Source organism: Polaromonas sp. (assembly GCF_031411155.1).
In the GTDB taxonomy this organism is placed as follows: Bacteria; Pseudomonadota; Gammaproteobacteria; order Burkholderiales; family Burkholderiaceae_C; genus Polaromonas.
Genome location: NZ_JANOAL010000026.1, coordinates 1 through 20,019 on the forward strand (window position 1 = coordinate 1; position 20,019 = coordinate 20,019).

The window sequence follows — 20,019 nt, forward strand, 5'->3', positions numbered from 1 at the left end:
TGGGCCTGCTGAACCCGGTGATTGCCGGCGCGGCCATGGCCTTCAGCAGCGTCAGCGTGGTGCTGAATGCCTTGCTGCTGCGGCGCTGGGAAGGAGCGACGAAATGACGCAAACCGGCCTTCTGAATATCGGCCAGGCGGCCGCCCGCTCGGGCGTGTCGGCCAAGATGATCCGCCACTATGAAACGCTGGGCCTGCTGCCCGTGGTGCAGCGCACCGACGCCGGTTACCGCCAGTACGGCGAGAAGGAAGTCCACACGCTGGGCTTTATCCGCAGGGCGCGCGACCTGGGCTTTAGCATGGCCGAGATTGCCGCGCTGCTCAAGCTATGGCAAAACAAGCGCCGCGCCAGCGCCGACGTCAAGCGCATCGCGCTGGCCCATGTCGCCGACCTGGAGCGGCGCATTGCCGAGATGGCGGCGATGAAGCAGACGCTGGCACATCTGGCGCACTGCTGCCAGGGCAACAACCGGCCCGATTGCCCGATATTGACCGAGCTGGCGGCCTGAACCATCCCGGGGAACGCGGGTGACCCTGAACCTGTTTGAGGATGAGGACGCGCCACCGCCGTACGCGGCGCCAGAGCCCCTTGCGCCCGGTGCGGTGCTGCTGCGCGGTTTTGCGCTCGATGGGGCGCAGGCCTTGATGCAGTCGGTGCAGCAGATCATCATGGCCGCGCCGCTGCGCCATCTGGTGGTGCCGGGCGGCCACACCATGTCGGTGGCCATGAGCAATTGCGGCGCGCTGGGCTGGACCTCGGACCGCAGCGGCTACCGCTACACCCCCACCGACCCGCTGTCAGGCCGGCCCTGGCCGGCCATGCCCGACGGCTTCAAGCGGCTGACGGCGCGCGCGGCGGCCGCGGCCGGCTTCGACGGCTTCAGGCCCGATGCCTGCCTGATCAACCGCTATGAACCCGGCGCGCGCCTGTCGCTGCACCAGGACCGGGACGAGGGCGACCTGAGCGCGCCGATTGTGTCGGTGTCGCTCGGTTTGCCGGCCGTTTTTCTGTTTGGCAGCGCGCGGCGCAGCGACCGCCCCGTGCGTTACCGCCTGCTGCACGGCGACGTGGCGGTGTGGGGCGGGCCGTCGCGGCTGGCTTACCACGGCGTGGCGCCGATGGCCGACGGCGAGCACGCCGGGCTCGGACGGCAGCGCATCAACCTGACGTTTCGCTGCGCGGGGCACGATTCGCGTCGGCGCGCTGACGCGCAAGGGTAAGCACCGACCGGCTGGCTCCAGCGCCAACCGGCGACTGGTTCTTGCCGGCGCTGCCTGCCGCATGCAAAGTCGTGCCTCACTAGAGCGGCGGCCTCGCGCCGCTGCCGGCACAACGCCGTTCACCCGGCTTTCAACTTGCAAAGGACTCCGCCCCATGCCCCCGTGTCTTGATTCCGCCAGTGCCGCCCCGCATGCCCTGCGGCGCCGGACCGTCATCAACCTGGCCGCCGCCGCGCTGGCCGGGCCATCGCTTGCCCAGGCGCGCACGGTCAGCATCGGCTACCAGGACCTGCTGGTGCCGATGAAGCTCATCATGGAAAACGCTGACCTGGAGCGCAGCACCGGCTACCGCGTGGTGTGGAAGATGTATGACACCGGCGCCGACATCATGAAGGCCATGGCCGCCGGCGAGATCCAGCTCGGCGAGGTCGGCTCCAGCCCGCTGACCGCCGCCGCCACCGCCGGGCAGGGCGTGCGTTTGCTGTGGATCTGCGATGACATGGCCAACGCCGAGGCGCTGGTGGTGCGCGGCGACGCCGGCATCACGCGGGTGTCCGACCTGCGCGGCAAGACCGTGGCCACACCGCACCTGAGCACCTCGCACTACCAGCTCTATGCCGCGCTGACGGAGGCCGGCGTGGTGCGCAACGTCAGGCTGCTGGCGCTGAAGCCGCCGCAGATTCGCGCCGCCTGGGACGCCGGCACGATTGACGGCGCCTATGTCTGGAACCCGGTGCTGGGCCACCTCAAGGGGTCGGGCAAGGTGTTGCTGAGCGCAACCCAGGTGGCGCAGCGCGGCTACCCGACCTTTGACGGCCTGGCCGGCAACGGCGCCTGGGCCGATGCGAACGAGGGCTTTGTGGTGGCGCTGATCCAGGCGATTGCCCGCGCGCAGCGCAGCTATGCCGACACGCAGGCCGGCTGGACGCCGCAGACGCCGGCGGTGCAGGCGATTGCGCGCCTGACCAAGACGCCGCCGGCCGAGGTGCCGGCGGGCATGGCCCTGTACCGCTTCGTGCCGCCCGAAGAACAGCTGGGCGCGCGCTGGCTGGGCGGCGGCGTGGCGACGGCCATGGCCAATACCGCGCTGTTTCAGGCGACCATGCTGGTGAGCGGCGTGCCGCTGCCCAGCTACAGCAACTTCATGGCACCCGGCCCCTTGCGCAAGGCGGTGGCGGCGCGCTAGCCAACTGGGCCATGGGGGTCTGTCTTACCAGCGCGCGCCAAAGGTCTGGCGCAGTTCGTCGATCTGGGTTTCGGTCAGTGGCTCGGGTCGCGGCCGGGCCAACAAGCAAAGCCGGGCGGTTTCTTCGAGTTCCTCGAGCGTGGCCATGGCGGCGGCGGGCGTGTCGTGCCAGACATTGGGCCCCAGCCGCGCCAGCATCACGGCGCGGATCGGCGTGCCTTGTTCGCCATAACGGGTGATGGCTTGCGCCACCAGGGCCGCCGCCCGAGGGTCACCGGGGCGGTGGTAGGGGATCAGCGGCACATGGCCGACCTTCATCACGAAGTAGGGCGTGATGGGCGGCAGCAGCTCGGCCGCCGTGGCCCGCAGGCTCAGCGCCACGCTGTGCGTGCCGTGGGTGTGGATCACGCACCGGGTTTTTGCATCAAATCGGGTTGCAGCCCGGTAAATACCTGCGTGCAGCGCTATGGTTTTGCTAGCAACGTCGCCGCTGATCTGCTCGGCGTTGGCATCGAGCCGGGCCAGCCGCGCCGGATCCAGCAAGCCCAGGCAGGCATCGGTCGGGGTGATGAGGAAACCATCATCCAGCCGAACGCTGATGTTGCCGGCCGTGGCATGCGCATAGCCGCGCGCGAACAGGCTTTGGCCGATGCGGCAGATTTCTTCGCGGGCCTGGGACTCACAGGATGAACTCATGCGAGCATGGTAAAGGCTTTGCTGAAAAAGTCGTCGCTACCGAAGTTGCCTGACTTGAGCGTGAGGTGCAGGCCTTCGTGTGACGAATGATCCGCCGGGGGTGGGGGCACCATCTTGGCATGGCACCAGGGCACGCCGGGGTCAATCTGCGGGCCGATCTTCATTTGCGTGATGCCCAGCGCCTGCACGCAAGCACCCGAGGTTTCACCGCCGGCCACCACCAGCTGGCGCACGCCGCGCTGCACCAGGCCGCGCGCAATCGCCGCCAGGGTGCGCTCGACCAGGGCGCCGGCTGCTTCGACGCCGAGGCGGCCCTGCACCGATTCCACCGCGTCCGGGTCCGCCGTGGAATACAGCAGCACCGGCCCGCCCGCCAGCAGCGGCTCGGCCCAGGCCAGCGCCTGGGCCGTGACGTCCTCGCCGGCAGCGATGCGCAAGGGGTCTATGCCCAGCGCCGGGCGCCCGGCCTGGATGAAGGCCTGCACCTGGCGCCGGGTGGCCAGCGAACAGCTGCCCGACAGCACGGCCTGCAGCCCGGTGGCGGCCGGCAACTGGCTGGCGTGGGCCGAGGGCGCGATGCCAAAATTGGGCGGCAGGCCAATCGCCACACCGGAGCCGGCCGTGACCAGCGGCATGCCCTTGAGCGCCTGGCCCAGCCGCAACAGGTCGTCGTTGGACAGCGCATCGACGACGGCAATGGCCACGCCTTCGCCGCGCAGCTGCGCCATGCGCGCGCGGATCGCGGCCTCGCCCTGGGCCACGACGCGGTAGTCGATCAGCCCGACCTTGCGCCTGCATTGCGCCTGTAGCACGCGCACCAGGTTGGCATCGGTCATCGGCGTGAGCGGATGGTGTTGCATGCCGCTCTCGCTCAGCAGCAGCTCGCCCACGAACAGGTGGCCCTTGAACACCGTGCGCTGGTTGTCGGGAAAGGCCGGCGTGGCGACGGTGAAGTCCGTGCCGAGCGCATCCATCAAGGCCTCGGTGACCGGGCCGATATTGCCTTGAGGCGTGCTGTCAAAGGTGGAGCAGTACTTGAAATAGATTTGCGGCGCGCCCTGGGCCTGAAGCCAGGCCAGTGCCTGCAGCGATTGCGCCACGGCCTCGGCCGGCGCGACGGTGCGCGACTTCAGTGCCACCACCACGGCATCCACTTCGGCCAGCTCGGCCGCCAGCGGCTGCGTCGGCACGCCTAGGCTCTGCAGCACGCGCATGCCGGCGCGCACCAGGTTGTTGGCCAGATCGGTGGCGCCGGTGAAGTCGTCGGCGATGCAGCCCAGCGCGAGGTGTTTCATGGTGCGTTCAATCGGGTGAAGGGAAGGCGTCGGCTTGGCCGGGTGCCGGCACGGTTTTGCATTCCCAGAAAATGCGCGCGGTGCAGCGGCGGCAGATTTCGGGGTCGAGCTTGTTGAAGATGGTGGCGATGGCGGTGAACTTGTCGGGAAACTGGTGCTCCGGCCCCAGCACGCGGGTAAAGCCGGTTTTGCGCCACAGGGCAATCACCTCGGGCCGGGGCCGGTGAAAGTACAGATCGCCGCCGATGGCGCGGCGCGCCGCCAGCTCGGCCTGCCACAGCTCGGCGCCGGCCAGGTCGATGAAGTTCATGCTCTTGGCCATGACCAGCAAATGCTTCTGGGTGGGCGGCTGGCCGCTGGCCGGATGGCGCAGCGCATGCAGGATGTCGGCCACATGCTGGGTCGCGCCAAAATAGACTTCGCCTTCCATGCGCAGCAGCTTGAGTTGCGGGCACTCCGGAAGGCACGAATGCGGCGCCTCGTCCGGAGCGGCCTTTGCATCCAGCACCGGGTCGATCACCACAAACTGCCGCTCCGGCCCGGCGCTGTCAAAGCCCATGGTGCGCATGGCGGGGCGCGAGGTGCGGTACAAAAAAGACATCAGCGACAAAATCATGCCCAGCAAGATCGCCGTCTCGAGCCGGATGCTGACGGTGGCCACGGCGGTCGCCAGCGCCACCGCAAAATCGCTGCGGCTCAAACTGAACAGCTGGCGCCAGCGCGCCAGGTCGAGCAGCGCCAGCGCGACCAGCAGCAGCAGGCCGGCCAGCGCCGCCATCGGTATCAGCGCCAGCAGGGGCGCGCTGACCGCCACCAGCGCCACCAGCAGCAGTGCCGAGAACACCGAGGCCAGCGGGGTTCGGGCGCCGGCCTCCAGGCTGGGCATGGAGCGGTTCATGGAGCCGCAGGACACATAGCACGAGAAAAACCCGCCGACGATGTTGGACAGGCCCTGGCCGCGAAACTCGCGATTGGCATCGATGCGCTGGCCCGAGCGCAGCGCCACCGTCTTGGCAATCGAAATCGCCTGGCCCAGCGCCACGATGGTCAGCGCAAAGGCCAGGCCGATCAGGTCCGAGGCCTGTTCCCAGCCGATGCGCGGCAGCTCAAAACGCGGCCACGGCACCGCTATCTGCCCCACGCTGCGCAGCGCGGGCGATGCGCTAGCGCTGGCCGGGGCCAGGTGGCTCCAGCCCCAGGCCAGCGCCGTCGCCAGCATCAGGCCCAGCAGCATGCCCGGCCAGTGCGGGCGCAGACGCCGCAGCAGCAGCGCCACGCCAATGGTGACGGCGCCCACCGCCAGCGCCGCCGGCTGCGCCTGGGGCAGCTGCGTCAGCACATGGCCCAGCACGCCGGCGGCGCTGTGCTTGGGCGACGCCGGCAGACCGAGCAGGTCGGGCAGCGCATGCAGCGCAATCAGCAGCGCCGCGCCCGAGGTAAAACCGAACAGCACGGCCGGCGAGATGAAGTTGGCCAGCACGCCCAGCCGCAGCGCGCCAATCAGCCACTGCATCACGCCCACCATCACGGTGACGGCCAGCGCCAGCTGGATGTAGGCCGGGCTGAAGGCCGCGGCCAGCGGCGACAGCATGGCAAACAGCGCCAGCGAATTGGCGTTGGTCGGCCCCGACATGACATGCCAGCTGGAACCGAACAGCGCGGCAATGATGCAGGGAATGACGGCGGTGAACAGGCCGTATTCGGGCGGCAGGCCGGCCAGGGTGGCGAAGGCAATGCCCTGCGGCAGCACCAGCACCGCGCCCAGCAGGCCGGCCAGGGCATCGGCGCGCAGGGTGACGGGCGAGACCTGCCGCACCCAGTCGCCGAACAGGCGTTCCCACACGCGCCCAAGTGGCCTGGGCGCCGGCGCGGCGCCGTCATGTTCCGCGGGACTTTGCATGGCGCCGAGCATACCGCGCCGCGGCGGCCCGGCCGTCTCGCGCCCCCCCGCTCAGGCCAGGCCGAAGCCGCGCAACAGCAGGCCGGCCAGCGCCGACGCCGCGATCACGGGGATCACGCCGCGCTGGTAGCGCAGCAAGGCGATGGCGGCCCCCAGCGTGATGGCCAGCGCAAAAAAATCGATGCGCAAGAACCACTGGTCGGCGGCGCCGGCGCGGATCGCGATGTGCGCCAGAAAAAACAGTGCCAGGCTGGCAATCACGCCGACCACCGCCGCCGTGATGGCCGTCAGCGGTGCGGTGAACTGCAGCTTGCCGTGCGTTGATTCCACCAGCGGCCCGCCGGCCAGAATGAACAGGAAAGAGGGCAGGAAGGTGAACCAGGTCACCACCGTGGCGGCCAGCGCCGCGCCGATAAACTGCGCCTCCGGCCCCAGCACCTGGCGCGCCCAGCCGCCCATGAAGCCGACAAAGGCCACCACCATGATCAGCGGGCCGGGCGTGGTTTCACCGAGCGCCAGGCCGTCAATCATCTGCGGACCGGTCAGCCACTGGAACTGCTCCACCGCCCCCTGGTAAACATAGGGCAGCACCGCATAGGCACCGCCAAAGGTCAGCAGCGCCGCCTTGGTAAAAAACCAGCCCATTTGCGTCAGCGTGGCGTTCCAGCCCTGCGTGGCCAGCAGCATGCCCATGGGAAGCAGCCACAGCAGCGCGCCCACCAGCAGCACGGCGGCCAGGCGCGACGGCTTGAAGCGGGCGTGCGCCGGTGTCGGCGTGTCGTCGTCGATCAGGGCCGGCCCGTAGCCCTGCTTGGCAGCGCCATGACCGGCAGCACCGGCAAACTGCGCCGGCGCGAAACGGGCACCCAGCCCGCCCACCACGGCAGCGCCCAGCACGATCAGCGGAAACGGCACGTCAAGCAGGTAAATTGCCATGAAACTGATAGCCGCTATCGCCCATAGCAGGGGGGCTTGCGCTGGTCTCTTCAATGAACGGGAGCCGATGCGATGGACCGCCTGCAACACGATGGCGGCCACCGCCGGCTTGATACCGTAAAACAGGCCGGCGACCAGCGGCACGTCGCCGAAGGCCACGTAGATCCAGCTCAGCGCGATCAGGATGAACAGCGAAGGCAGCACGAACAGCGCGCCCGCCACCACACCGCCCCAAGTGCGGTGCATCAGCCAGCCGATGTAGGTCGCCAGCTGTTGCGCCTCGGGGCCGGGCAGCAGCATGCAGTAGTTGAGCGCATGCAGAAACCGCCGCTCGCTGATCCAGCGTTTTCGCTCGACCAGTTCGCGGTGCATGATGGCAATCTGCCCGGCCGGCCCGCCAAAGCTGATGAAGCCGAGCTGCAGCCAGAAGCGAAAAGCCTCGCCAAAGGGCACCGCCGCCGGCTTGTCGGCGGCCGGCACCGGGGCGGCATTCACCTCGGTAGCGGCCATCATGGCGCGGCGCCCAGCATGGTTTCGGGCTTCCAGCTGTGCGGCTCGTTCTGCGCGCTGCGGCACCAGGCGTAAAACGCGTCGTACAGCGGCAGGGCCGCCTCCAGCATGGCGTGGTCGTCGCTGGCGTGCAGCCGTGACAGGCCCAGCGACACGGCGAGCAGGCCGGCCGACTGCGGCGCCAGGTCGAGCCGGTCGGTGTCGGCGCCGCGCACGATGCGGGCCAGGGTGTCCAGTGCCGGATCACGCAGTTCAAACGCCCGCAGCAGGGCATCAAAGCTGCACCGTTCGCCGTCGTGCGAGACCGGCGCGCCCGGGATGTCGTAGGCCACCGCGCCCAGGCGCGCGGCCTCTTCAAGCACCCTGGCCGTGGGCATGTAAAGAAACTCGGCACGCGGGTCAATGAAACGGCGGATCAGCCAGGGGCAGGCGATGCGGTCGATCTTGGGGCGCTCGCGGGTGATCCAGCGCGAGGGCTGCTCGCCCGTCACGCCCCAATCGGGCCGCTTGCGCAGGGTCAGCGGGGGCTGCGCGCGCCACGCGGCGATGTCGTTCGGCGCATCCACGCCATCTTCACCGCCTTCGATGCCGCCGGCCAGCTGGCGGGCGTTCCAGCCCGCGGCACGCAGCGTCGCCACGGCCTCTTCGCTGACGTTGTGGCCATAGACGCAGTACACCACGACCTCGCGCGGCGGCTGTGAAGCGGCAAAAGCCGCCACCGCCTCCGGCGCGCAGCGATGGGCGCCCGCCAGCAGGCGCGGGCTTTGCAGAAATTTTTCCTCGCGCCGCACGTCAAGCAGCCAGGGCGCGTCAGCGCGGCCCAGCCGGACGGCGAGTTCTTCGGGAGAAATGGAAAAAGGGGGAACGGAATTGAAAGCGGTGTCCACGAAAGTACTCCAGTGAGTTGCCAGCGCTTGGACGGGACACCGTCTGTTCTCGATGAGAGTCGGGAGGCTGAAATCCCGAAACCAAATAGTAGCACCAGCCCATGCCGCTGCGCAACTGGCCGGTTCAGGCGCGCTGAAACTTGAAAACCGCCCGGCTGGCGCGGGCATTCGGCCAGAAGCGGATTTCTTCACCGTCCTGCAGGCCAAACTGGTCCAGAATCTGCAGCCGGTTTTGCAGCGCCAGCGCCTCGAAGTCCTGCAGCGTGCCGACGCGGATGTTCGGCGTGTCGTACCACTGGTAGGGCAGCACCTTGGTCACCGGCATGCGGCCGCGCAGCACCGCCAACCGGTTCGGCCAGTGGCCGAAGTTGGGGAAGGCGACGATGCCGATGCGGCCCACGCGGGCGGTTTCCTGGAGCATGGTTTCGGCATTGCGCAAATGCTGCAGCGTGTCGATCTGCAGCACCACGTCAAACGAGGCATCGCCAAACACGGCCAGGCCTTCTTCGAGGTTGAGCTGGATCACGTTGACGCCGCGCGCCACGCAGGCCTGCACATTGGCGTCGTTGAGCTCGACGCCGTAGCCGGAGCAGCCGCGCTCGCGAATCAGGTAGGCCAGCAGTTCGCCGGTGCCGCAACCGAGGTCAAGCACGCGGGCGCCGTGCGGCACCAGGCGGGCGATCGACAGCTGATCGGGCGTGGGTTGCGCCGTGGCGTTGACGAGCGCTTTCATGCGGCCACCTTGCTCTGAAAATAGGAGCGAACCACGCCCATGTAGCGCGGGTCATCAAGCAAAAACGCATCATGGCCGTGCGGCGCGTCGATTTCGGCGTAGCTGACGTCGCGCTGGTTGTCGAGCAGGGCCTTGACGATTTCGCGACTGCGCGCCGGTGAAAACCGCCAGTCGGTGCTGAAGCTCACGAGCAAAAATTTGGCCGTGGCCTGGGCCAGCGCCCGGCTCAGGTCGCCGCCAAAAGCGCTGGCCGGGTCGAAGTAGTCGAGCGCGCGGGTGATCAGCAAATAGGTGTTGGCGTCGAAGTACTCGCTGAACTTGTCGCCCTGGTAGCGCAGGTAGCTTTCAATCTGGAACTCCACGTCCTGCGTCGAGTATTTGAAAGGCGAAGCGACAAGCGTGGGGGCCTGTAACCTGCGGCCGAACTTCTCGTTCATCACGTCGTCGCTCAGGTAGGTGATGTGGCCGATCATGCGGGCGATGCGCAGGCCGCGCTGCGGCAGCACGCCGTGCCGGGCATAAAAGCCCGCGTGAAAATCCGGGTCGGTGACGATGGCGCGGCGCGCGACCTCGTTGAAGGCGATGTTTTCGGCCGTCAGGTTGGGCGCGCTGGCCACCACCACCGCATGCCGCACCCGATCAGGGTATTGCAGGGTCCAGCTCAGGGCCTGCATGCCGCCCAGGCTGCCGCCCATCACCGCCGCCAGCGTCTGGATGCCCAGCGCGTCCAGCAGCCTGGCCTGGGCGTCGACCCAGTCCTGCACCGTGACGACCGGGAAATCGGCGCCATAAATCTCGTTCGTGTCGGGCTTGGTCTGCATCGGTCCGGTGGAGCCGAAGCAGGAGCCGAGGTTGTTGACGCCAATCACAAAAAACCGGTCGGTGTCGACCGGCTTGCCGGGGCCTATCATGGTGTCCCACCAGCCTTCAGACTTGTCCAGTGGGCGACCCGCCGCGTCCAGGTAAACGCCGGCCACATGGTGCGAGGCATTGAGCGCGTGGCAGATCAGCACGGCATTGGACTTGTCGGCATTGAGCGCGCCGTAGGTCTCGTAACTCAGGTCGTAGGCACGCAGGGAGGCGCCGCTGTGCAAAGGCAGGGCGTCCGCGAAATGCATGGTCTGGGGGGTTGCGACTAAGGTCAAGAAATCACCTGCAGAAAAACGAAAACCCGGCATCGCTAAAGCGAGTCCGGGTTTTGGCGATCGTCTTTAGCTGTACTTTTTAAGCGCCCGCAAGCTGAGCAAATCGGCGCTAGGGCAAGTATAGCAATTTGGCCTGCGTGGGCTCAGCCCGGCCGGATCAGCAGGGCCGCCAGCCCCAGCCCGGCAAAAATCAGCGCCGACACAATGTGCACCACGCGCAACGGCACCAGCCGCGTGACGCGCTCGCCGAGCCAGACCACGGGCGCATTGGCCAGCATCATGCCCAGCGTGGTGCCGGCGATCACCGCCACATAGGCCTCGTAGCGGGCGGCCAGCATGACGGTGGCAATCTGGGTTTTGTCGCCCATCTCGGCCAGGAAAAAGGCCAGCACGGTGGTGCCAAACACGCCAAAGCGCGGCGCGTTCGGCGTGTCTCCGTCGTCGAGCTGGTCGGGAATCAGCATCCACAGCGCCATGGCGATGAAGGAGGCGCCCAGAAACCAGCGCAAAACCTGCGGGCCGATGAGGGTGGTAACCCAGGCGCCCAGCGCGCCGGCCATGGCATGGTTGGCCAGGGTGGCGACAAAAATGCCGAGCACGATGGGCCAGGGCTTGCGAAAGCGCGCGGCCAGCACCAGGGCCAGAAGTTGGGTTTTGTCACCCATTTCGGCAAGCGCAACGATGCCGGTGGAGACTAGGAAAGCTTCCATGAAAGAACTCCGGCCGGAACAAAACCCATGACTGCACAACAACCCCGGCCTGAAACGGTGGCGATGCAGTCAAAGGTCTCGCGTGGCCCGAAGACCGCTTGCGCCATGTCCATGCTGGACAAGTCTGTTGACGCAAGCCCCTTTCAAAGCGAAAGGCTGGCTACTCCCCAATGACAGCCTGCATTATAGGTGGCGCGACCCGTGACGCCCAAGGCGGGGGCATTCGGGTCGTGCGGCGTTTTGCACATTTATGGCGCAAATCTTGCTTGCATTTGGTGCGATTTTCAGAGTTCTGCTGAAAACGCACCAAAAAACCACATTTCATCTGAAGAGGACGCTATGGAAGCACTAAAACAGGGCACGGACGCCTTGTTCATTTTGTTGGGCGGCATCATGGTGCTGGCCATGCACGCCGGCTTTGCCTTTCTGGAACTGGGCACGGTTCGCAAAAAGAACCAGGTCAATGCGCTGGTCAAAATTCTGGTGGACTTTTCGGTTTCGACCGTGGTCTATTTTGTGGTCGGCTACGGCGTGGCCTATGGCACCCACTTCTTTGTGGGCGCCGGGGAGCTGGCCGCCAAAAACGGCTATGAACTGGTCAAGTTCTTCTTCTTGCTGACCTTTGCGGCGGCAATACCGGCGATTATTTCGGGCGGCATTGCCGAACGTGCCCGCTTTTACCCGCAACTGATCGCAACCGCCGTCATCGTCGGCTTTGTCTACCCCTTCTTCGAAGGCATCGCCTGGAACCAGCATTTCGGCGTGCAGGCCTGGATCAAGGCGCTGACCGGCGCCGAGTTCCATGACTTTGCCGGCTCCATCGTGGTCCATGCGGTGGGCGGCTGGCTGGCGCTGCCGGCGGTGATCCTGCTGGGCGCGCGCAGCAACCGCTACCGCAAGGACGGCGCAGTGTCGGCCCATCCGCCGTCCAACATCCCGTTTTTGGCGCTGGGCGCCTGGGTGCTGACGGTGGGCTGGTTTGGCTTTAACGTGATGAGCGCGCAGACCATCGACAAGATCTCGGGCCTGGTGGCCGTCAACTCGCTGATGGCGATGGTGGGCGGCACCCTGGCGGCGCTGGCCTTTGGCAAAAACGACCCCGGCTTTGTGCACAACGGGCCGCTGGCCGGGCTGGTGGCGGTGTGCGCCGGCTCTGACCTGATGCACCCGCTGGGCGCGCTGGTGGTGGGCGCGGTGGCCGGCGGCATGTTTGTGATGATGTTCACGCTGACGCAAAACAGATGGAAGATTGACGACGTGCTGGGCGTCTGGCCGCTGCACGGCCTGTGTGGGTTGTGGGGCGGCGTTGCGACCGGTATTTTTGGCAGCCAGGCGCTCGGCGGCCTGGGTGGAGTCAGCCTGGGCGCGCAGCTGATCGGCAGCCTCATGGGCGTCGGCTGGGCGCTGCTGGCCGGCTTTGCGGTCTATGGCGCGCTCAAGGCCAGCATGGGGCTGCGGCTGAGCCAGGAGGAAGAGTTCGAGGGCGCCGACCTGTCGATTCACCGCATTGGCGCCACGCCCGAGCGCGAGGTCAACTGGTAGCAGTCCGGCCGGCTGGCGGGGTCGGCCGCGCCGCCAGCCCGGCGAGATCGCTGCGGCCTTGCAAATTTGTGTAACTATTGCGAATTTTCGCCAGGCAACGGCTGCTCCTGGGCTATAGATGCGCGGGCCTGGACCGGTTTCACCGTCACAGATTTTGCGGCGCTCGTGCCGGCAGTGGCACTGGACACGCATCATTCAAATGGATGATGCACTTTTGCCGGTCGTTTGGGTATGTGTGCGCCAACTCATCGCGCTCGCCCTATCACAGCATCGATTCCCCAGATTGGCGATTTTTAACGATCCCATGATGATGGTCCGGCGCGGCAATAAGGCCGCCATGATTTTCGGTGAAGTCAACCGGCCATGGACCGCCGGCCAGGCCCAAGACCGCAACTTGCCCCGCGCTGGCCGCAGGGACTGAACACGATAGTCGGTTGTCTTTTGCGGAACTGACGCATAATATGGGGGTGTGAATGTCCGCATTCGCACAGGTTAGGTGATCGGTCAGTTTCGCGCGCTACAGCGGTACGTATAAGATTTGTTGTGCTTTCGGGACCCCATCGCTTTTGTTATTGTGTTTTAGAGGAGTCCCTTCATGGGCAACAAACTATACGTCGGCAACCTGCCTTACTCGGTGCGTGACGAAGATCTGCAACAATCTTTTGGCCAATTTGGCGCTGTCACCAGCGCTAAAGTCATGATGGAACGCGACACCGGTCGCTCCAAAGGCTTTGGCTTTGTCGAAATGGGCAGCGATGCAGAAGCCCAGGCAGCCATCAACGGCATGAACGGTCAGCCTCTGGGCGGCCGTAGCGTGGTGGTCAACGAAGCCCGTCCGATGGAAGCTCGTCCTCCACGTACCGGCGGCTTCGGCGGCGGCGGTGGTGGTTACGGCGGTGGCGCCGGCGGCGGCGGTGGTGGCGGCTACGGTGGTGGCGGCGGTGGCCGTTCTTCCGGCGGCGGCAGCGACGGCGGTTTCCGTAGCCCTTTCGGCGGCGGCGGTAGCGGCGGTGGCCGTTCCGGCGGCGGCGGTGGTGGACGCGGCGGCTACTAAGCCCTGCAAACCCCCTGCACCTTCAGTCTCAGGCTGAAGGCCAGCTCAAAAGGCTTCAAAACTCCGGTTTTGGGGCCTTTTTGCATTGCAGCCCGCGTATAACGAGCGTTGTTTGCTATTCTTTTAATAGCAAATCAGGCTTCGCCCTGGCGTTGCTTGCGCGCGCGCCCGGCCAGTGCCCGGTCAAACACGGCGTTGGGCAGCAGGCGCAGCAGCTTGGCCACCAGGCCCATCTGCCACGGAATCACGCGGTAGCTGTGGCCGGCCTGAATCGAGGCAAACACCTTGTCGGCAAACCGCTGCGGCGCCATCAAAAATGGCATCGCGTAGCGGTTTTTCTGCGTCAGCGGCGTGTCGATATAGCCGGGGCAAATCGTCACCACTTTCACGCCGCTGGGCCGCAACTCACCGCGCAGGCTTTCGCAATAGCTGATGACCGCCGCCTTGCTGGCGCAGTAGGCGCCGTGGCCGGGCAGGCCGCGTATGCCGCTGACGCTGCCAATGCCGACCAGCGTGCCGCTGCCGCGCGCCGCCATGGCGGCGACAAAAGGATGAAAGGTGGCGGCCATGCCGACGGTGTTGGTGGCGAAGGTTTTGGCCATCACCTCGAGATCGCCGCGCTCGGCCGTGTCCATGCCAATGCTGATGCCGGCGTTGGCAACCACCACGTCGGGCAGCCCCTGCGCGGCGATGCAGGCCTGACCGGCGGCCACGATGCTGTCGAGGCGGGACACGTCGGCGCTGTAGACCTGGTAGCGCTCGGCGCTGACCGCATGGGCCTCGGCCCAGGCCTGCACCTCCGCCGTGCGGCGCGCGGCCAGGGCCAGCCGGTAGCCGGCCTGGTAAAACCGCATGGCCAGCGCCTGGCCTATGCCGCTGGACGCACCGGTGATGAAAACAAGTCGGGACATGGTTGGAGCCTCGGTAAGAAATGGGGCCGCACGGGGCCTGCCGCCGCGCGCGCAGGGCGTGCTAGCGCACAGGCGGCGTGGGGTTGGCGGCAGGTCCGGCGGGCGCCGCCCTGGACCTCGGCATCAGCACACCCCTGACGCGGCCCTTGAGGTTGGCCACCTGCTCCAGGTTGTCATAGGCAAAGTTGTCACCGGTGAACTGGTCCGCGCCCCGGATCAACAGCACCGGCTGGTGCGACTGGACGCGATCTTCGTTCAGGAAGGCATGCAAAAACTCGCCGCGAAACTCCATGCGCTGACTCTGCTTGCCGCTGGCGTCCTGGCCGGCTTCCCGCACCACCACGGCATTGCCCACCAGCTGCACCTCCGAGCCATCGCCATTGGAATAGGCGCGGTTGGCGGTGGCGACGGTGACCAGGCCCTTGGGGTTGATGCTGCGAATCCGCACCCGGTCAATTTCAAGAATGTCGGTGTCGGAAAAATGGCGCGCTTCCGCGCCATAGACTTCGCTCTTGAACTTGCCGATTTCGTCGAAATTCTTGATGGTGAACCGGCGCATGAAGTAGTCGACCTCGTGCCGCGTCTCGCTGGCGGCCTCGGGGCTGCTGAGCAGCGGGGCGTTGCGCACCAGCCAGTAGGTACTCAGGGCCAGCGCGCCCATCATCAGCAGCGGCATGTAGATCGACAGCCGGTTCCACAGGTACAGCGCCACCTGGCCGGCGCGCCTGACCCCATACAGCGCGCCGCCCGGGGAAAAGGCCGCCGCAACCGTCATCCGGCGTAGTCCTGCAGCAGGCCGGCATAGCGGCCGCCGGCCACCAGCAGCAGGTCGCACAGCTCGCGCACGGCGCCCTGGCCGCCGCCCAGCCGGGTGATGTAGTCGGCCGCGGCCCTGACCTCGGCATGTGCATTGGGCGGCGCGCAACGGAAGGCGGCGCGGCGCATCACCGGCAGGTCCGGCCAGTCGTCGCCCATGGCCGCTGCGGCGCTCCAGCCCAGGCCCAGCGCCTGCAGGGTGAGCTCGGCGGCGGGGCGTTTGTCTTCGGTGCCAAAGTGCGCATGGCTGATGCCCAGCGCCTGCAGCCGGGCGCGCAGCGCCGGGCTGTCGCGGCCGGTGATGACGGCGGGCGTGATGCCGGCTTTTTGCAGCAGCTTCAGGCCGTGGCCGTCCAGCGTGTTGAAACGCTTGAGGGTCTCGCCCTGCTCGGCCATGTACAGGCCGCCGTCGGTCAGCACGCCGTCGATGTCAAAGAACGCGACGCGCACGCCCTGGGCCTTGAGCAGCAGCTCGGGCGCGAAATTCAGCGCGGGTGTGATCTGCGACGTGGCCATCAGATGACTTTCGCCCGCATCAGGTCGTTGGTGTTGAGCGCGCCGCACAGCACGCCCTCAGCGTCCACCACCAGCACGCTGGTGATGCGGTGCTGCTCCATCAGCGCCACCGCTTCCACCGCCAGTGAATCGGCCCGCACCGTCTGTGGCCCGGCGTGCATCACCTCGCCGGCCCGGGTGCTGCGCAGGTCAACGCCCTTTTCAATCAGGCGGCGCAAATCGCCATCGGTAAAAATGCCCAGCACCCGCTGCCCGGCATCGACCACCGCCGAGGCGCCCAGGCCCTTGGCGCTCATCTCGCGCATCAGTTCGGTGAATGGCGTGTCCGGCTGCACCTGCGGCACATCGTCGCCGCTGCGCATCACATCGCTGACATGGGTCAGCAGCTTGCGGCCCAGCGCGCCGCCGGGGTGGGAGCGGGCAAAGTCTTCTTCCTTGAAACCACGCGCATCGAGCAGCGCCACCGCCAGCGCATCGCCCATGGCGAGCTGGGCCGTGGTGCTGGCGGTGGGCGCCAGGTTCAGCGGGCAGGCCTCCTGCGCCACGCTGCAGTTGAGCGTGACGCGCGCATGCTGGGCCAGCGTCGACTGCGCGCCGCCGGTGATGGCCACCATGGGCACGCCCTGGCGGCTCAGCACCGGCAGGATCACCGTCAGCTCCTGGCTCTCGCCGCTGTTGGAGATCGCCAGCACCAGGTCGATGGCCTTGATCATGCCCAGATCGCCGTGGCTGGCTTCGGCCGGGTGCACAAACATGGCGGGCGTTCCGGTCGAGGCCAGCGTCGCGGCAATCTTGCGGCCAATGTGGCCGCTTTTGCCCATGCCCATCACCACCACGCGGCCGCGGCAGGCCAGCATCAGCGCAACCGCCTGCGAAAACTCTTCACCGACGCGGCTGGCCAGGCCCAGCACGGCGGCCGCCTCGATCTCAAAAGTCTTTTTGGCAAGGGCTTGCGCCTGCTGGGCATTGAAGGGCGTGGGGGCAAAGCTCATGGCTGCATTCTATCGATGCGCGCCCTGGCGCGAGCCCCAAAACAGCCCGGCGCCGCCATATCCATCAGCTACCATCACCGCATGAGTGCGCTTGAACTGACCCTGCTCTACCTGCTGGCCGCGGTGCTGGGCGTGGTGGCGTGCCGCTCATTGAAGCTGCCGCCCATGCTGGGCTACCTGGCGGTCGGCGTGCTGATCGGGCCGAATGCGCTGGCGCTGGCGCAAAACTCCGAGGGCGTGCGGCATCTGGGCGAATTTGGCGTGGTGTTCCTGATGTTCGTGATCGGGCTGGAGTTCAACCTGCCCAAGCTGCGCTCGATGCGCCGCCATGTGTTTGGCCTGGGCCTGCTGCAGGTCACGCTGACCATCGTGCTGGCTACCCTGGGCTCGCTGTTTCTGGCCAGCATGGCGCCGACCTTGTGGAAGATGGGCTGGCAAACCGCGCTGGCGCTGTCGGGCGCCATGGCCATGAGCAGCACCGCCATCGTGGTCAAGCTGCTGGCCGAGCGGCTGGAGCTTGATTCCGAACACGGCAAGCGCGTGATGGGCGTGCTGCTGTTTCAGGATCTGGCGGTGGTGCCGCTGCTGGTGCTGATTCCGGCGCTGGGCTCGCCGGCCGACCAGCTGTTCATGGCGCTGGCCATCGCCACCCTCAAGGCCACCGTGCTGGTCGGCCTGCTGATGACCGGCGGCCAGCGCCTGATGCGCTGGTGGCTGACGCTGGTGGCGCGGCGCAAAAGCGACGAGCTGTTCGTGCTGAACCTGCTGCTGGTGACGCTGGCGCTGGCCTGGCTGACCGAGCGCGCCGGCCTGAGCCTGGCGCTGGGCGCCTTTATTGCCGGCATGCTGATCTCTGAAACCGAGTACAAGCACCAGGTGGAAACCGACATCCGGCCGTTTCACGACGTGCTGCTGGGCCTGTTTTTCATCAGCGTCGGCATGCTGCTGGACTGGCGGCTGGTGCTGGAGCGCTGGCCGCTGGTGCTGCTGCTGCTGACGCTGCCGGTGCTGTTCAAGCTGCTGCTGGTGACCGCGCTGGCGCGGCTGCTGGGCGCCACGGCCGGCGTCTCGCTGCGCACCGGGCTGTACCTGGCGCAGGCCGGCGAGTTCGGCTTTGTGCTGCTGTCGCTGACGCAGGCCAGCCGGCTGGTGCCGCCGCACCTGCTCAACCCGATCCTGGCCAGCATGGTGCTGTCGATGCTGGCCACGCCCTTCATCATCATGTACAGCAACCGCATCGTGATGAAGCTGGTGGCCAGCGAATGGCTGCAGCAGTCGCTGCAGATGACGACGATTGCGCGCAAGTCCATCAACACCAACAAGCATGTGATCATTTGCGGCTACGGCCGCTGCGGCCAGAACCTGGGCCACATGCTGGAGCGCGAAGGCATCCAGTACATGGCGCTGGACCTGGACCCGGACCGGGTGCGCCAGGCGGCTGCCGCCGGCGATTCGGTGGTGTTTGGCGATGCGGTGCGGCTGCAGGCGCTGATGGCGGCCGGCCTGTCGCGCGCCAGCGCGGTGGTGGTGACCTACCTGGACACCGCCAGCGCGCTCAAGGTGCTGGCCAACACGCGCGCCCATGCGCCCACGGTGCCGGTGATTGTGCGCACGGTCGACGACCATGACCTGGAAAAGCTGCAGGCCGCCGGCGCCACCGAGGTCGTGCCCGAGGCGATTGAAGGCAGCCTGATGCTGGCCAGCCATGCGCTGGCGCTGGTCGGGGTGCCGATGCGCCGCGTGATCCGGGTCGTGCAGGACCAGCGCGATGCCAGGTACAACCTGCTGCGTGGCTATTTTCGCGGCGCCGATGATGACACCGCGGGTGAGTTGGAGCAGGAACGGCTGTCCACCGTGACCTTGCCGCTGGGCATCAAGGCGGTGGGCCAGGCGCTGGGCGTGCTGGTGCCGCACATGACCGGCGTGCGCGTGGTCAGCCTGCGCCGCGGCAACGGCAAGACGCTGCAGGCGCATGATGCGCTACTGCTCGAAGGCGGCGACACGCTGGTGCTGTCGGGCAAGCCCGAAGCGCTGGCCATGGCCGAGGAAAAGCTGCTGAGCGGGCGCGCCGCCAAGGGCAATCCCGCCAGCGTGCAGGCCTAGCCTGACGCCCCGGTAGCCGGCGACGCGTCCCCGTGAAGGACTGCCGGTGCCAGGAAGGGGTCTGTTTTTGCTATTAAATTAATAGCTACATGCGCACGTTTTATATGGGCTAGAAGCATATTTGACCCCCAATTAACGCCCTTCAGGTCAAATCGCCGTACTGCGTGCTGCTGAGCGCCGGGGTGGCAGCGGATTCGATTCTTTCGGTGTCTTCAAAGCCGGTCAGCCGCTCCGCGCGCGGACCGCTGCGGGTGGTGACGCCGCGGGCCGGCGCCGGCGCCCGCGCGGTGACGGCCCGCACCGATTGCCTGAAGGCCGCGACTTCATCCGGCTCAATCGGCGCGTAGCGTGGCCGCGCGGCCGCCGTCGTGCCGGACGGGACGGCAGGCCGGGCGCGCGCGGCGGGCGGGCTGACGGCGGCCGCGTCCTCGATGCGCCAGTACACCGCCGTCACCGTGATCTCGAAGCGCGCCCTGGCGGCCTGCACGATCAGCATTTCGACCTCGCCCAGCCGCTCGCGCGGGCTGGCCAGGTCCATCATGACGAGGAATTGCTGGCCCTGCGGGTCCAGCGACAGCACCTTGAACTTGTAGCTGGCCGACAGCACGCCGGCACGGGTCATGGCCTCGCGAATCGCCACATACAACTGATCGCGCCGGGCATGGCGCTGGATCTTGCGCTCGCCGGAACCGCTGGCCGCCACCTCGGGCTGCGGCGTCGCCAGGGCGGTGCGGGGGCGTCGGGCATCGTCGCCGGCCGATTGTTGCGGGCGCGATGCGGCGGAGAACCACTTGAAAAAAGACATGGGCAGAGTTCTCGTGAGGGGCTAAGCCTCCGATTTTATTTCACGCGCCGCTGACCGCCCGG

At 67.0% G+C, this 20,019-nt stretch carries 19 protein-coding genes, 1 pseudogene and 1 riboswitch; of the genes and pseudogenes, 7 read left to right on the forward strand and 13 right to left on the reverse strand.

The window, feature by feature from the left end; genetic code table 11:
- The 4 genes and pseudogenes from RMO23_RS19650 to RMO23_RS01170 all read left to right on the forward strand — a co-directional run.
- A pseudogene (locus tag RMO23_RS19650) lies at positions 1-107 on the forward strand (heavy metal translocating P-type ATPase); the annotation flags it as partial.
- Complete coding sequence (gene cueR / locus RMO23_RS01160) at positions 104-508, forward strand: Cu(I)-responsive transcriptional regulator (RefSeq protein ID WP_309678227.1); 405 nt, start codon at positions 104-106, stop codon at positions 506-508. The pseudogene RMO23_RS19650 and the gene cueR, both read left to right, overlap by 4 nt.
- 19 nt (positions 509-527) lie before the next feature.
- Positions 528-1,220 carry a DNA oxidative demethylase AlkB gene (gene alkB / locus RMO23_RS01165; protein ID WP_309678228.1) on the forward strand — a complete coding sequence of 231 codons (693 nt, stop codon included), beginning with the start codon at positions 528-530 and terminating at the stop codon, positions 1,218-1,220.
- Between the two features lie 154 nt (positions 1,221-1,374).
- A complete protein-coding gene (locus RMO23_RS01170) occupies positions 1,375-2,406 on the forward strand; it encodes a PhnD/SsuA/transferrin family substrate-binding protein (RefSeq protein ID WP_309678229.1) in 1,032 nt (343 codons plus the stop codon).
- A 24-nt stretch (positions 2,407-2,430) separates the two neighbouring features.
- Here RMO23_RS01170 and RMO23_RS01175 read toward each other — a convergent pair whose 3' ends face one another.
- The 8 genes from RMO23_RS01175 to RMO23_RS01210 all read right to left on the reverse strand — a co-directional run bounded on the left by RMO23_RS01175 (position 2,431) and on the right by RMO23_RS01210 (position 11,218).
- Entirely contained in the window at positions 2,431-3,102 is a 672-nt protein-coding gene (locus RMO23_RS01175) for an aldolase (RefSeq protein ID WP_309678230.1), read from the reverse strand.
- On the reverse strand, positions 3,099-4,397 hold the full coding sequence (otnK, locus tag RMO23_RS01180) for a 3-oxo-tetronate kinase (RefSeq protein ID WP_309678231.1): 1,299 nt from the start codon (positions 4,395-4,397) through the stop codon (positions 3,099-3,101). Before otnK ends, RMO23_RS01175 begins: the two co-directional genes overlap by 4 nt.
- Positions 4,398-4,404: 7 nt before the next feature.
- The gene (locus RMO23_RS01185) at positions 4,405-6,297 is read right to left on the reverse strand and encodes a SulP family inorganic anion transporter (RefSeq protein ID WP_309678232.1); all 1,893 of its coding nucleotides are present in this window, start codon (positions 6,295-6,297) and stop codon (positions 4,405-4,407) included.
- 51 nt (positions 6,298-6,348) lie between these two features.
- On the reverse strand, positions 6,349-7,746 hold the full coding sequence (chrA, locus tag RMO23_RS01190; RefSeq protein WP_309678233.1) for a chromate efflux transporter: 1,398 nt from the start codon (positions 7,744-7,746) through the stop codon (positions 6,349-6,351).
- Positions 7,743-8,630: a chromate resistance protein ChrB domain-containing protein gene (locus RMO23_RS01195; RefSeq protein WP_309678234.1), complete on the reverse strand. Its 888-nt coding sequence runs from the start codon at positions 8,628-8,630 to the stop codon at positions 7,743-7,745. The genes chrA and RMO23_RS01195 overlap by 4 nt, the downstream gene beginning before the upstream one ends.
- A gap of 124 nt (positions 8,631-8,754) precedes the next feature.
- Entirely contained in the window at positions 8,755-9,363 is a 609-nt protein-coding gene (gene metW / locus RMO23_RS01200; RefSeq protein WP_309678236.1) for a methionine biosynthesis protein MetW, read from the reverse strand.
- Positions 9,360-10,508: a homoserine O-acetyltransferase gene (locus RMO23_RS01205; RefSeq protein WP_309678238.1), complete on the reverse strand. Its 1,149-nt coding sequence runs from the start codon at positions 10,506-10,508 to the stop codon at positions 9,360-9,362. Before RMO23_RS01205 ends, metW begins: the two co-directional genes overlap by 4 nt.
- Positions 10,509-10,651: 143 nt before the next feature.
- Positions 10,652-11,218, reverse strand: coding sequence for a TMEM165/GDT1 family protein (locus RMO23_RS01210; RefSeq protein WP_309678240.1), 567 nt, complete (start codon positions 11,216-11,218; stop codon positions 10,652-10,654).
- A 3-nt stretch (positions 11,219-11,221) separates the two neighbouring features.
- A riboswitch (yybP-ykoY riboswitch) is annotated at positions 11,222-11,399 on the reverse strand.
- A 158-nt stretch (positions 11,400-11,557) separates the two neighbouring features.
- Between RMO23_RS01210 and RMO23_RS01215 the strand changes: the two genes are divergently transcribed.
- Both RMO23_RS01215 and RMO23_RS01220 read left to right on the forward strand, forming a co-directional pair.
- Positions 11,558-12,760 carry an ammonium transporter gene (locus tag RMO23_RS01215; protein WP_309678242.1) on the forward strand — a complete coding sequence of 401 codons (1,203 nt, stop codon included), beginning with the start codon at positions 11,558-11,560 and terminating at the stop codon, positions 12,758-12,760.
- Between the two features lie 595 nt (positions 12,761-13,355).
- On the forward strand, positions 13,356-13,814 hold the full coding sequence (locus RMO23_RS01220) for an RNA-binding protein (protein ID WP_309678243.1): 459 nt from the start codon (positions 13,356-13,358) through the stop codon (positions 13,812-13,814).
- A gap of 134 nt (positions 13,815-13,948) precedes the next feature.
- On the opposite strand, the gene RMO23_RS01225 is transcribed toward RMO23_RS01220, so the two are convergent.
- The 4 genes from RMO23_RS01225 to RMO23_RS01240 all read right to left on the reverse strand — a co-directional run bounded on the left by RMO23_RS01225 (position 13,949) and on the right by RMO23_RS01240 (position 17,049).
- A complete protein-coding gene (locus RMO23_RS01225) occupies positions 13,949-14,725 on the reverse strand; it encodes an SDR family oxidoreductase (RefSeq protein WP_309678244.1) in 777 nt (258 codons plus the stop codon).
- A gap of 61 nt (positions 14,726-14,786) precedes the next feature.
- Positions 14,787-15,500 carry an LPS export ABC transporter periplasmic protein LptC gene (gene lptC, locus RMO23_RS01230; protein ID WP_309678245.1) on the reverse strand — a complete coding sequence of 238 codons (714 nt, stop codon included), beginning with the start codon at positions 15,498-15,500 and terminating at the stop codon, positions 14,787-14,789.
- Complete coding sequence (locus RMO23_RS01235) at positions 15,497-16,057, reverse strand: 3-deoxy-D-manno-octulosonate 8-phosphate phosphatase (protein WP_309678246.1); 561 nt, start codon at positions 16,055-16,057, stop codon at positions 15,497-15,499. Before RMO23_RS01235 ends, lptC begins: the two co-directional genes overlap by 4 nt.
- Positions 16,057-17,049 (reverse strand): KpsF/GutQ family sugar-phosphate isomerase, encoded by a 993-nt coding sequence (locus tag RMO23_RS01240; protein WP_309678247.1) that lies wholly within the window; start codon positions 17,047-17,049, stop codon positions 16,057-16,059. The genes RMO23_RS01235 and RMO23_RS01240 overlap by 1 nt, the downstream gene beginning before the upstream one ends.
- Positions 17,050-17,130: 81 nt before the next feature.
- Here RMO23_RS01240 and RMO23_RS01245 point away from each other — a divergent pair, with 81 nt between their 5' ends.
- The gene (locus RMO23_RS01245; protein WP_309678248.1) at positions 17,131-19,152 is read left to right on the forward strand and encodes a monovalent cation:proton antiporter-2 (CPA2) family protein; all 2,022 of its coding nucleotides are present in this window, start codon (positions 17,131-17,133) and stop codon (positions 19,150-19,152) included.
- A gap of 142 nt (positions 19,153-19,294) precedes the next feature.
- Here the strand turns inward: RMO23_RS01245 and RMO23_RS01250 are convergent, their stop codons facing one another.
- The gene (locus RMO23_RS01250) at positions 19,295-19,957 is read right to left on the reverse strand and encodes a hypothetical protein (RefSeq protein WP_309678249.1); all 663 of its coding nucleotides are present in this window, start codon (positions 19,955-19,957) and stop codon (positions 19,295-19,297) included.
- Positions 19,958-20,019 lie beyond the last annotated feature (62 nt).